The 13,053-nt window shown below is 63.2% G+C and carries 11 protein-coding genes; 9 read left to right on the top strand and 2 right to left on the bottom strand.

The window, feature by feature from the left end:
- Positions 1-41 precede the first annotated feature (41 nt).
- From dusB to hflX, 8 genes are all read left to right on the top strand, one after another.
- On the top strand, positions 42-1,070 hold the full coding sequence (gene dusB, locus FJ930_RS19525) for a tRNA dihydrouridine synthase DusB (protein WP_141839727.1): 1,029 nt from the start codon (positions 42-44) through the stop codon (positions 1,068-1,070).
- Positions 1,067-2,209 carry a nitrogen regulation protein NR(II) gene (locus FJ930_RS19530; protein WP_140739358.1) on the top strand — a complete coding sequence of 381 codons (1,143 nt, stop codon included), beginning with the start codon at positions 1,067-1,069 and terminating at the stop codon, positions 2,207-2,209. The genes dusB and FJ930_RS19530 overlap by 4 nt, the downstream gene beginning before the upstream one ends.
- Positions 2,206-3,666: a nitrogen regulation protein NR(I) gene (gene ntrC / locus FJ930_RS19535; protein ID WP_140739361.1), complete on the top strand. Its 1,461-nt coding sequence runs from the start codon at positions 2,206-2,208 to the stop codon at positions 3,664-3,666. Before FJ930_RS19530 ends, ntrC begins: the two co-directional genes overlap by 4 nt.
- Positions 3,667-3,792: 126 nt before the next feature.
- The gene (locus tag FJ930_RS19540) at positions 3,793-6,078 is read left to right on the top strand and encodes a PAS domain-containing sensor histidine kinase (protein ID WP_181176265.1); all 2,286 of its coding nucleotides are present in this window, start codon (positions 3,793-3,795) and stop codon (positions 6,076-6,078) included.
- Positions 6,068-7,429, top strand: coding sequence for a sigma-54 dependent transcriptional regulator (locus FJ930_RS19545; protein WP_140606866.1), 1,362 nt, complete (start codon positions 6,068-6,070; stop codon positions 7,427-7,429). The genes FJ930_RS19540 and FJ930_RS19545 overlap by 11 nt, the downstream gene beginning before the upstream one ends.
- 101 nt (positions 7,430-7,530) lie before the next feature.
- Positions 7,531-8,394 (top strand): D-amino-acid transaminase, encoded by an 864-nt coding sequence (locus tag FJ930_RS19550; protein ID WP_140739365.1) that lies wholly within the window; start codon positions 7,531-7,533, stop codon positions 8,392-8,394.
- A gap of 145 nt (positions 8,395-8,539) precedes the next feature.
- The gene (gene hfq, locus FJ930_RS19555) at positions 8,540-8,785 is read left to right on the top strand and encodes an RNA chaperone Hfq (protein ID WP_006202172.1); all 246 of its coding nucleotides are present in this window, start codon (positions 8,540-8,542) and stop codon (positions 8,783-8,785) included.
- Positions 8,786-10,177 (top strand): GTPase HflX, encoded by a 1,392-nt coding sequence (hflX, locus tag FJ930_RS19560; RefSeq protein ID WP_141839728.1) that lies wholly within the window; start codon positions 8,786-8,788, stop codon positions 10,175-10,177.
- Between the two features lie 59 nt (positions 10,178-10,236).
- Here hflX and mazG read toward each other — a convergent pair whose 3' ends face one another.
- Entirely contained in the window at positions 10,237-11,061 is an 825-nt protein-coding gene (gene mazG / locus FJ930_RS19565; protein ID WP_141839729.1) for a nucleoside triphosphate pyrophosphohydrolase, read from the bottom strand.
- A 79-nt stretch (positions 11,062-11,140) separates the two neighbouring features.
- Positions 11,141-12,325 (bottom strand): amino acid aminotransferase, encoded by a 1,185-nt coding sequence (locus FJ930_RS19570; protein ID WP_141839730.1) that lies wholly within the window; start codon positions 12,323-12,325, stop codon positions 11,141-11,143.
- Between the two features lie 131 nt (positions 12,326-12,456).
- On the opposite strand from FJ930_RS19570, the gene FJ930_RS19575 reads away from it, so the two are divergent.
- A complete protein-coding gene (locus FJ930_RS19575; RefSeq protein ID WP_141839731.1) occupies positions 12,457-13,050 on the top strand; it encodes a histidine phosphatase family protein in 594 nt (197 codons plus the stop codon).
- Positions 13,051-13,053 lie beyond the last annotated feature (3 nt).

Raw genomic sequence — 13,053 nt, forward strand, 5'->3', positions numbered from 1 at the left:
CTAGTGAATGTGCAGCGAATGGACATGCTTGGTTTTTGTGCATGGTTAATATGACCAAACTGGCCGCACCTCTCGATATCGGCGGCGTGAGTATCCGCAATCGCGTTTTCCTCGCGCCGATGTCGGGAATTACGGATGAGCCCTTCAGGCGCCGTGCCCATGCGCATGGCGCGGGTCTTGTCGTGTCCGAAATGGTGGCCAGCGGCGAGCTCGCCAAGGGCCGGGCGGGTTTCGACCTGCGCATACGACATTCAGGCTTGCCGGTCCACATGGTGCAGCTTGCCGGCCGCGAGGCGATCCACATGGCCGAAGGCGCGCGTATAGCTGCCGGTGAGGGCGCCGACATCATCGATATCAACATGGGCTGCCCAGCCAAGAAGGTTACTGGCGGCTATGCCGGCTCGGCGCTGATGCTCGACCTCGACCATGCGCTGTCGCTGATCGAAGCCGTGGTCGGAGCGGTCAAGGTGCCGGTGACGGTCAAGATGCGGCTGGGCTGGGACGAAGATGCCCTCAACGCGCCCACGCTTGCGCGACGCGCCGAACAGGCTGGTGTCAAGATGGTAACGGTGCACGGCCGCACGCGCTGCCAGTTCTATCAGGGCAAGGCCGACTGGCGCGCGATCGCTCGCGTCAAAGAGGCCGTATCCATTCCGGTGGTCGCCAATGGCGATGTCTGCTCCCCGGCCGAGGCCGTCGCCATTCTAGAGCAATCCGGCGCCGATGCGGTGATGGTCGGCCGAGCGCATTATGGCGCGCCCTGGATTGCCGGTGGCATCGCAATCGCGGCCGCAGGCGAAAAGGCGACCAACCTGCCGCTGAATCCGGCGGCATTGGCGGACTATGTCGTCGCGCACTACGAGGACATGCTGGCGCTTTATGGTGTCGAAAGCGGCTTGCGCCAGGCGCGCAAGCATCTGGGCTGGTATCTCGATCGCCATGCTGGTGGCGTCGCCGACGACAGCCGCAAAGCGATCCTGACCGCGTTCGAACCGGCCCGCGTCATCGCCCTGCTGCGCGATGTGTTTTCGCGCGATCCGCAACCCTTGAAGCTGCGGAGCGCCGCATGAACGCCACCGCTGCCCAGGGAGCTGATAGGACGAATGCCGCTCAGATCGTCCTCAACACCATCCGTCGCCCGGTGATCATGATCAGCGAGGAAGGATTCATCACCTTCGCCAACGCCGATGCCGAGGATTTCTTTCGCTCGAGCGCGACCATGCTGGCGCGCAATACCCTGTCCAAGCTCATTCCCTTCGGCAGCCCATTGCTGACGCTGGTCGACCAGGTGCGCGAGCGGCGGGCTCCAGTCAACGAGTACCGGGTCGACGTGTCGTCGCCGCGCCTCGGCATCGAGAAGGTGGTCGATCTCTACGCCGCGCCGGTGCCGGAATTCCCGGGCTCCGTCGTGGTGATGTTTCAGGAACGGTCGATGGCCGACAAGATCGACCGGCAGATGACGCATCGCGGTGCCGCGCGTTCGGTGACCGGCCTGGCGGCGATGCTGGCGCACGAAATCAAGAACCCGCTCTCTGGCATCCGAGGCGCCGCCCAGTTGCTGGAACTGTCCGCTTCCGACGAGGACCGCGCGCTGACCCGGCTGATCACCGACGAGACGGACCGCATCGTGTCGCTGGTCGATCGCATGGAGGTATTTTCCGACGAGCGGCCGATCGACCGCTACCCTGTCAACATCCATGTCGTGCTCGACCATGTGAAGGCGATCGCCAAGAATGGTTTTGCAAAGAAAATCAAGATTCTCGAGGACTATGATCCATCATTGCCTCCGGTATTCGCCAACCGTGACCAACTCATCCAGGTGTTCCTCAACCTGATCAAGAATGCCGCCGAGGCGATCGGCAGCGACCCACAGGGCGAGATCGTACTGTCAACCGCCTTCAGGCCAGGTATTCGCGTTTCCGTTCCAGGCACACAGGACCGCGTGTCGCTGCCGCTGGAGTTCTGCGTGCGCGACAACGGCTCCGGCGTCTCGGAGGATATCCTGCCGATCCTGTTCGATCCCTTCATCACCACCAAGCCGAACGGCTCGGGGCTGGGGCTGGCGCTCGTCGCCAAGATCGTCGGCGAGCATGGCGGCATCATCGAATGCGATTCGACCCCGCGCGCGACGACCTTCCGCGTCCTGATGCCGGCCTGGAAGGAAACGGCGCATGGCGTCGATCAAGACGCTGAAGGAGACCGCAAATGAGCGCACGCGGCAATATTCTCGTCGCCGACGACGACGCGGCGATCCGCACGGTGCTCAATCAGGCGCTCTCCCGCGTCGGCCACGAGGTGCGCGTCACCTCCAATGCCTCGACATTGTGGCGTTGGGTGGCGGCTGGCGAGGGCGACCTCGTCATCACCGACGTGGTGATGCCGGACGAGAACGCCTTCGACATGCTGCCGCGCATCAAGAAAGCGCGGCCGGAACTGCCCGTTATCATCATGAGTGCGCAAAACACCTTCATGACGGCGATCCGCGCCTCCGAAACCGGCGCCTACGAATATCTGCCAAAACCTTTCGATCTGACCGAGCTCCTCACCATCGTCAACCGGGCGCTGTCGGAGCCGCGGCGGCCGAAGATCGATGCGCGGCCGGAAGAGCAGCCCGAAACGATGCCGCTGGTCGGCCGCTCGGCGGCCATGCAGGATATCTACCGCATGCTGGCGCGCATGATGCAGACCGACCTGACGGTGATGATCTCGGGCGAATCCGGCACCGGCAAGGAACTGGTGGCGCGCGCGTTGCATGAATATGGCCGCCGTCGTGGCGGCCCGTTCGTTGCCATCAACATGGCGGCAATCCCGCGCGATCTCATCGAATCGGAGCTGTTTGGGCACGAGAAGGGCGCTTTCACCGGTGCTCAGAACCGCTCCACCGGCCGGTTCGAGCAGGCCGAGGGCGGCACGCTGTTCCTCGACGAGATCGGCGACATGCCGATGGAGGCGCAGACGCGCCTATTGCGCGTGCTGCAACAGGGCGAGTACACGACGGTTGGCGGCCGTACACCGATCAAGACCGACGTGCGTATCGTGGCGGCCACGAACAAGGATCTGCGCACGCTGATCAACCAAGGGCTGTTTCGCGAGGATCTGTTCTATCGCCTCAACGTCGTGCCACTCAGGTTGCCGGCGTTGCGCGAACGTTCCGAAGACGTGCCCGATCTCGTGCGCCATTTTTTCAAACTTGGCGAGACGGAAGGGCTGCAGACCAAGCGCATCTCGTCCGGCGGCATCGAGCTGATGAAGCGCTATCCATGGCCGGGCAATGTGCGCGAACTGGAAAATCTCGTTCGCCGGCTCGCCGCGCTCTATTCGCAGGATGAGATCTCCGCCGAAATCATCGAGGCGGAGCTGAAGACCGGCGAGCGCCCCGTGGTGCCCGGCGGCGGCAACCTCATTCCCGACGACCTGTCGATCGGCCAGGCGGTGGAGCACTTCCTGCAGCGCTATTTCGCCTCGTTCGCCAGCGAATTGCCACCCGCTGGCCTCTACCAGCGCATCCTGTCCGAGGTCGAATATCCGCTGGTGCTGGCCTCGATGACGGCAACCCGGGGCAACCAGATCAAGGCCGCGGAACTGCTGGGGCTGAACCGCAATACGCTGCGCAAGAAGATTCGCGAGCTGGGCGTCAACGTCTACAAATCATCGCGGCCCGGCTGAGCGCTGCGACATCGCCTCTTTTCGGGGGACTAAGCGGCGAAAGATTTCCGTCGCTGTCACACTTGTTGCATAATCGCCACAATGCATTGCATAGATCGGACGCAATCATTGGCTCTACACGGCGACATGGCCCCCCAGGCACCGACCCTTAACCAACAGCTTTTCAGTGAACCCGGCGCGCGCGACGGGCGCCGCTTGCTGGCGCTGCCCGGCGTGGTTGCGGTCGTCGGCGCGTTGGTCATGGCTGCCATTTCATTCGCCATCCTGGTCGGCGCAACGCCGATCGCGCCTGATGCCAAAACGACCTGGGCGCTGATCGGGCTTAATGCCGCTTTCGTCCTCGTTCTCATCGCGCTGGTCGGACGCGAGGTGCATCGCATCCTCATGGCGCGCCGTCATGGCAAGGCGGCCTCGCGACTGCATGTGCGCATCGTCGCCATGTTCGCGCTGGTTGCAGCCATTCCCGCCATCATGGTGGCGATCATCGCCTCGATCACGCTCGATATCGGCCTCGATCGCTGGTTCGAGATTCGAACCAAGACGATCGTCAATTCCTCGCTGTCGATCGCCGACGCCTATGTGCAGGAAAACGCCCGCAACCTGCAGGGCACGACATTATCGATGGCTTATGACCTCGATGCGTCCCGCACGTTGTATGGTCTTGATCGGACTGGTTTTCTCGATCTGATGAACAAGGAATCCGTGGGGCGCGGACTGGCGCATGCCGCGCTGATCAAGCCCGACGGTTCTTTCGTCATGAGCGCCAAGACCGATGCCGATTTCGCCATGCCGGAACCGCCCGAAGGTGCGGTCAGCAGCGCCAGCGACGGCAAGCCGGTTCTGATCGAACCGCGCACCCGCAACATCATGGGCGCCATCGTCAAGTTGCGCGAGATCGAGGGGCTCTATCTCTACACCATCCGCCTTGTCGATCCCGAGGTGATCAAGGCGCGGCAGATCGTCAGGTCCAACACGGACGAGTATCGCAATCTTGAAGATAACAGGCGCACCTCGCAGGTGGCGTTCGCGCTGCCCTACCTGTCGCTGACGTTGATCATCATCCTGTCGGCGATCTGGACCGGCATTGCCGTCGCCGACCGTCTTGTGCGCCCCATCCGCCAGCTCATCGGTGCCGCCGACGAGGTCGCGACCGGCAATCTCGACGTCGCGGTACCCGTCAGGCCTTCGGACGGCGATGTCGCCTCGCTCGGCGACACGTTCAACAAGATGCTGCTGGAGCTGAAATCGCAGCGCAACGAAATCCTGTCGGCAAAGGATCTGATCGACGAGCGGCGGCGCTTTTCAGAGGCCGTGCTCGCGGGCGTCACTGCGGGCGTCATCGGCGTCGATCCCTACGGCATCATCACCATCGTCAACCGTTCGGCCGAATCGATGCTGGCCATCTCCGCCAGTGCCGCGCTCGGCCAGAACCTTTCCACCATTTTGCCTCATGTCGGCCGCGTCTTCGAGATCGGCCGCAAATCCGGCAAGCCGGTCTACCGCGAGCAGGTGACCTTCTATCGCGCCGGCGCCGAGCGGACCTTCAATGTCCAGATCACCATCGAGGCTGGCGACGACGGCTCCGAGGAAAAATCCTATGTCGTGACGGTCGACGACATTACCGACCTTGTCCAGGCCCAGCGCTCTTCCGCCTGGGCCGACGTGGCGCGCCGCATTGCCCACGAGATCAAGAATCCGCTGACGCCGATCCAGCTATCGGCCGAACGCATCAAGCGGCGCTACGGCAAGGTCATCACCGAGGATCGCGAGGTTTTCGACCAGTGTACAGACACGATCATCCGGCAGGTCGAGGACATCGGCCGCATGGTCGATGAATTCTCGGCTTTCGCACGCATGCCCAAACCCGAGATGAAGGCCATAGACCTGCGCGAAGCGCTGCGCGAGGCTTCGTTCCTGGTCGAAGTCAGCCGCGCGGACATCACCTTCGAACGGATATTCGGCAACGAACCGCTCAAGGGCACTTTCGACAGCCGGCTGATGGCGCAAGCCTTCGGCAATGTGATCAAGAACGCCGCCGAGGCAATCGACGGACTGGAACAAAAGGACGGTTCGCACGGCATAATCCGGATTCAAGCCGGCCGTCAGAATGGCGCAATTCGAATCGACGTCATCGACAATGGCAAGGGCCTGCCGCGCGAGAATCGCCAACGGCTGCTCGAGCCTTATATGACCACACGCGAGAAGGGGACCGGGCTTGGTCTCGCTATCGTCAAGAAGATCGTGGAAGACCATGGCGGCAGGCTGGAACTCCATGATGCGCCCGCGGATTTCCATGGCGGTCGCGGCGCGATGATCAGCATCATCCTGCCGCCTGCGGCCGGCGCGCCACCGCGCGGCGAAAGCAGAGCGGAACACGAAAGAGAAACTGAAAAGGTCGGTAATGGCGTCTGATATTCTCATCGTCGACGACGAGGAAGACATCCGCGAGCTCGTCGCAGGCATCCTGAGCGACGAAGGTCACGAAACCCGTACGGCATTCGATGCCGACAGCGCGCTGGCGGCGATCGCCGATCGGGCGCCGAGGCTGATTTTCCTCGACATCTGGCTGCAGGGCTCGCGTCTGGACGGACTGGCCTTGCTCGACGAGATCAAGACCATGCACCCGAACCTGCCGGTGGTGATGATCTCCGGCCACGGCAACATCGAAACAGCGGTCTCCGCCATCCGGCGCGGCGCCTATGACTTCATCGAGAAGCCGTTCAAGGCCGACAGGCTGATCCTTATCGCCGAGCGTGCGCTCGAGACCTCGAAGTTGCGGCGCGAGGTTTCCGATCTCAAGCAGCGCAGCGGCGAGACCTTCGACCTGATCGGCATGTCATCGGCGATGAGCCAGCTGCGCCAGACCATCGAGCGCGTCGCGCCGACCAACAGCCGCGTGATGATCGTTGGCCCTTCCGGTTCGGGCAAGGAACTGGCGGCACGCGCCATCCATACGCTGTCGGCGCGCAAGGGCGCACCGTTCGTGACGCTGAGCGCCGCCAACATCACGCCCGAACGCATGGAGATCGAGCTGTTCGGTACTGAATCGAACGGCACCGAGCGCAAGGTCGGCGCGCTCGAGGAGGCCCACCGCGGCATTCTCTATATCGACGAAGTGGCCGACATGCCGCGCGAAACGCAGAACAAGATCCTGCGCGTCCTTGTCGAACAGCAGTTCGAGCGGGTAGGGGGCACCAAACGGGTAAAGGTCGACGTTCGCATCATTTCCTCGACCTCTCAGAACCTGGAAGCGATGATTGCCGATGGCCGTTTCCGGGAGGATCTTTACCACCGTCTGGCCGTGGTGCCGGTCATGGTGCCGGGACTGGCCGAGCGGCGCGAGGATATTCCCTATCTCGTCGACAATTTCATGAAGCAGATCGCCCGCCAGGCCGGCATAAAACCGCGCCGCATCGGCGATGACGCGCTGGCCGTACTGCAGGCGCATAACTGGCCGGGCAACGTCCGCCAGTTGCGCAACAATGTCGAGCGCCTGATGATCCTGGCGCGTGGCGACGATGTCGATGCGCCGATCACCGCTGACCTTCTGCCTTCCGAGATCGGCGATGTCATGCCGCGCACGCCGAATCAGTCCGACCAGCACATCATGGCGCTGCCGCTGCGCGAGGCGCGTGAACAGTTCGAGAAGGACTATCTGATCGCCCAGATCAACCGGTTTGGCGGCAACATCTCCAAAACCGCCGAATTCATCGGCATGGAACGCTCAGCACTGCATCGCAAGCTGAAGTCGCTGGGCGTCTGACACGCGCCTCGTCAAATCAGCCGCGCCTGGGCCAAGCATTTGCCAGTTACGGCAAAGGCGGAATCACATAAGAAAGCCCGAGAGTTTTCCAGGGGTCGCCGATGCCACGCATTGCCTATGTCAACGGGCGCTACGTCGCTCATGCGGACGCCGCCGTGCACATCGAGGACCGCGGCTACCAGTTCGCCGATGGCGTCTATGAGGTCTGCGAGGTGGCCCGCGGCTTCATCGTCGACATGCCGCGCCACCTTGCCCGGCTCAACCGCTCGCTGACCGAACTGTCGATCGCCTGGCCGGTCACACGCAACGTGCTGCCGCTCATCCTGCGCGAGGTGGTGAACCGCAACAATGTCGTGAATGGCCTGGTCTATGTCCAGGTGACGCGCGGCGTCGCCAGCCGCGACTTCGTCTTCCCTTCGGCGGACACCAAGCCGTCCCTGGTGGTGACCGCGAGGAAGGCCGATCCCGCCGCAGGCACCAAACGCGCCGAAACTGGCATTGCCGTCATCACCGTGCCCGAGAATCGCTGGGATCGCGTTGACATCAAGAGCGTCGGCCTATTGCCCAACGTCCTGGCCAAGCAGAAGGCGAAGGAAGCCGGCGCGCAGGAAGCCTGGTTCGTAGACGCCGATGGCAACGTCAAGGAAGGTGGCTCGTCCAACGCCTGGATCATCACCAGGGATGGCGTCCTGGTCACGAGGCCGGCCGAGCACGGCATCCTGCGCGGCATCACCCGCACCACCATGTTCGAGGTGGCGGCCAAGCTCGGCTTGAAGATCGAGGAGCGTGGCTTTTCCGTCGCCGAAGCCAAGGCGGCAAAGGAAGCCTTCATCAGTTCCGCGACGACAATTGCGATGCCTGTCGTGGCCATCGACGGCGATCCGGTCGCCAATGGGCACCCCGGATCAATAACACTTTCGTTGCGGCAGGCCTTTTTTGACATTGCGGAAAAAAGTCCAGCCTGATAACCGCACAGGTGGAATGAACATCAATATATCTCGTTCTGCTTGTCGTTATTGACGGCAAGACGGTGTTTGCGCGCTTGACATGTGCCCGACAATTTGGCGCATTGGCTTGCAAACCGAAGGGGATCGGCGAAAGACAAGAACAATGGCGGAACGATCGCAAAACCTTCAGGACCTGTTCCTGAATTCAGTTCGCAAGAGCAAGAACCCGCTCACCATCTTTCTCATCAACGGCGTGAAGCTGACCGGCGTGGTCACTTCGTTCGACAATTTCTGTGTCCTTTTGCGCCGCGACGGTCACTCTCAACTCGTCTACAAGCACGCCATTTCCACGATCATGCCGAGCCAGCCGGTTCAGATGTTCGATGGCGAGGAAAGCCAGGGCGCCTGATTGGCACGTGAGAAAGACGCGGACGGCACGATTCGCGGAAAACCAGCGCACCATCCCGGGACGGAAGCCGAGGGACCAACCCGGGCCGTTGTCATCGTGCCGGTCCTTACCCGCCAGCCGCGCGGTGACGACGAGACCAATCGTCCGCGGCTGACGCGTTCGGCCGACGCGCGCCATGACGAGGCGGTCGGCCTCGCCAGCGCCATCAATCTCGATCCGGTCCATACGGCTGTCGTGACCGTCAACGACCCGCGTCCGGCGACCTTGCTCGGCAGCGGCAAGGTCGAAGAGTTCGCCGAAATCGTCAAGGAGAACCACGCGGAGCTGGTCATCGTCGACCATCCGCTGACCCCGGTGCAGCAGCGCAATCTGGAGAAGGAATTCAATGCCAAGGTGCTGGACCGCACCGGCTTGATCCTGGAAATTTTCGGCGAGCGCGCCCGCACCAAGGAAGGCACGCTGCAGGTCGAGTTGGCGCATCTGAATTACCAGAAGGGCCGGCTCGTGCGCAGCTGGACCCACCTTGAACGCCAGCGCGGCGGCGCCGGGTTTCTCGGCGGCCCCGGCGAAACGCAGATCGAGTCCGACCGGCGGCAGCTGCAGGAAAAGATCATCAAGCTGAAGCACGAGCTGGAAATAGTGCGGCGCACACGCGACCTGCACCGGGCCAAGCGCAAGAAGGTGCCGTTCCCGGTGGTGGCGATTGTCGGCTACACCAATGCGGGCAAGTCGACGCTGTTCAACAAGCTGACCGGGGCGGGGGTGTTGGCGCAGGACATGCTGTTCGCCACGCTCGATCCGACCCTTCGCCGCGTGCGCCTGCCGCATGGCACGCCGATCATCCTGTCGGATACTGTCGGCTTTATCTCGGACCTGCCGACGCATCTGATCGCCGCTTTTCGTGCCACTCTGGAAGAGGTGGTCGAGGCCGATCTCGTCATCCATCTGCGCGATATTTCCGATCCCGACACGGCAGCGCAAGCCGAGGACGTCGAGCGCATCCTGGCGGATCTTGGCGTCGATGCCAGTGACACGAAGCGTGTGATCGAAGTCTGGAACAAGATCGACCGGCTCGACGAAGGCAACAGGAGCCGGCTGCTTGCCGATGCGGCCGATGGCATCAAGGGGCCGCCGATCGCCGTATCGGCGGTGACCGGCGAAGGCATCGAAGCGCTGAAGGCGATCATCGAGACACGGATGGCGGGCGAGATCGAGGACCTGACGGTGACGATCGAGCCAGCCCAATTCGGCCTTGTCGATTGGCTTTATCGCAATGGCGATATCGTTTCGCGAACCGACAATGACGACGGCAGCGCCACCATCTCGCTCAAGGCCACGCGGAGCGCCCGCGAAGAGATAGAGAGCCGATTGCGCCGCAAAAACAACGGGTAACCCAGAGCAATTCCAGGAAAAGTTGTAGCTTTCCCGTCTGGAGTTGCTGGCCTATAGGTCTATTTTACACGCTTCGCTTCCTGCCAGAGTGCTTCCATCTCCGCCAGACCGGCGTTTTCCAGCGTGTTGCCGGACTTTTCCAGGGCCTGCTCGACATAGTGGAAGCGCGACCGGAATTTTTCGTTGGTGCCGCTCAACGCGGCTTCCGAATCGAGCTTGAGGTGCCGGCCGAGGTTGACGACGGCAAACAGCATGTCGCCGAACTCATCCTTGATCGACGCCGTATCGCCCTTGGCCAGCGCTTCGCGCAGTTCGCCGATCTCTTCCTCGATCTTGTCGAGGATGGGGGCCGCCTCGCTCCAGTCGAAGCCGACGCGGGCTGCCTTTTCCTGAAGTTTCAGCGCCCGCGTCAAGGCGGGCAGGGCAACTGGAACGCTGTCCAGAAACCCCTTGCCATTGTCTTCGGGGTCGAGGCCGCGGTCGAGGCGGGCCTGCCGCTTCTCAGCCTTCTCCTCGGCCTTGATCTTCTCCCACATGCCCTTCGCCATGCCGGCGCTGCGGGCCTTTTCGTCGCCGAAGACGTGCGGGTGGCGGCGGATCATCTTGGTGGTGATGGCCTGGACCACGTCGCCGAAGGTGAATTCGCCGGCTTCCTCGGCCATCCGCGCGTGGTAGACGACCTGCAGCAGGAGATCGCCGAGCTCGTCGCGCAGATCGTCGAGGTCGCCGCGCGCGATGGCATCCGCCACCTCGTAGGCTTCCTCGATCGTGTAGGGGGCGATGGTCGAGAAATCCTGCTCGATATCCCACGGGCAGCCCGTCTTCGGCGCGCGCAACGCCGCCATGATCTCGATCAGGCGCGAAATATCTTTCGATGGCGTCATGGTACGGATGCTATCCTGCGGCCGCCGTGCGGCCAATGCTGTCAGCCGGCGAGGGTGCCTTGTCCACAGGTCAGCCGCTTCAGTCGAGCACGGAAACGATGGCCTTGGCGAGGTCATTCATGCCGTCTTCAGGCAGTCCGGCGACATTGATGCGGCTGTCGCCGACCATGTAGACCCCATGCTCGGCACGCAATCGCTCGACTTGCGCCTCGGTGAGGCCGAGCCGCGAGAACATGCCGCGGTGGTTGGCGACGAAATCGAAGCGGTCGGAGTTGGACTGGCGGCGCAGCGCCTCCGCAAACTGGACACGAAGGCGGAGCATGCGCAGGCGCATCTCTTCCAGCTCTGCTTCCCAGTCGGCACGCAAGGCGGCGTCTTCCAGCACGATGCGCACCGCTGCCGCCCCATGGTCCGGCGGCATCGAATACATGGCGCGTGCCGCCGACAGTATCTGGCTCATCGCCACATCGGCCTGCGCGCCGTCCTTGGCCAGGACCATTGCCGCGCCGACACGATCGCGGTAGACGGCAAAATTCTTCGAGCAGCTCGACGCGACAACCATTTCGGGAACTTTCGCCGCCAGCAGCCGCAAGCCGAGGGCGTCGGCCTCGAGACCGTCACCGAAGCCCTGATAGGCGATGTCGACAAACGGCAGCAGGCCGTGCTCGACGACCAGTTCGGCAACGGCAGCCCACTGGGCAGCATCCAAGTTGGCGCCGGTCGGGTTATGGCAGCAGCCATGCAGCAGCACCACGTCGCCGCTCTTGGCCGTCCGCAGCACCGCCAGCATGTCGTCGAAACGAACCGCGCCCGAGGCCGCATCGAAATAGGGGTATTCGCGGATCTGCAGCCCGGCGGCGCGCATCACCGGCATATGGTTCGGCCAGGTCGGGTTCGACAGCCAGACGGTTGCGTCCGCGCGCGTCCGCTTGAGCAGTTCCGCCACCAGCCGCAGCGCACCGGAGCCGCCGGGCGCCTGTGCCGCACGAATGCGCGACATGTCCGCGCCCGGGCCGAAGGCGAGCTTGGCCATCACCGTGTTGAACCCGGTGTCCCCAGCAAGTCCGAGATAGGTCTTGGTATCCTGACCCCGCAGCAGTCGCTCTTCGGCTTCGCGCACGGCACGCATCACCGGCGTCTTGCCGTCGCGATCCTTGTAGACGCCGACGCCGAGGTCGACTTTGTTGGGACGCGGATCCGCGCGATAGAGGCCGATCAGGGCAAGAATCTTGTCGGCGGGAGCTGGCTGAAGATCTTCGAACATCGCTATGGTTCCGTTGGCGCGGCGGAGTGATACGCAAATCGAACGCGCTTCACCAGCGGTTTTGGTTACATCAAGGCAAAAACCGGCACCTGACCGTGCCGCTTTCAACGGCTCCAGGGAACGCACGCTCTATGCTCGTAAGGCTGACGATGATCTGCAACGGTGCCACGGCCGCGACCCGGCAAGGTGCGTTCCCGGAGGATGAGCCGCTGGAGCCGCGATCGCTGACGCTGGCGAAGGCTATGCGCGGAACATTGCGCCGTGCCGACCGCGTGTGGACAGCCCCGGCGCTTCGTGCCCGGCAGACCGCCGAGGCGCTGGCGTTGGACGCATCGGTTGAACCGCTTCTGGCCGATCAGGACCACGGCCGCTGGGCCGGCCGGCGCTTCGCGCACGTGCAGGCCGAGCAGCCCGCGGACATCACCGCCTGGCTCACGGACCCCAATGCGGCGCCGCACGGTGGCGAGTCGCTTGCCGATGTCGCAGGCAGGGCCTCGGGTCTGATGGGCCGACTGATCGCCGAGCATGGGCACACAATCGCGGTGACGCACGCCAGCATCATCCGCGCCGCGATCCTGCATGTGCTTGGTGCGCCGCTTACCGCCGGCGGGAAGATCGACATCGAGCCGCTGAGCATCACCGAGTTTCGCAGCGACGGCCGCAGGTGGGTGTTGCGCGCCTGCGGGGTAACTGCCCCAAAACCGGCAAAGTCGCTCCAGACCTGATGG

The organism is Mesorhizobium sp. B2-4-15 (assembly GCF_006658505.1).
In the GTDB taxonomy this organism is placed as follows: Bacteria; Pseudomonadota; Alphaproteobacteria; order Rhizobiales; family Rhizobiaceae; genus Mesorhizobium.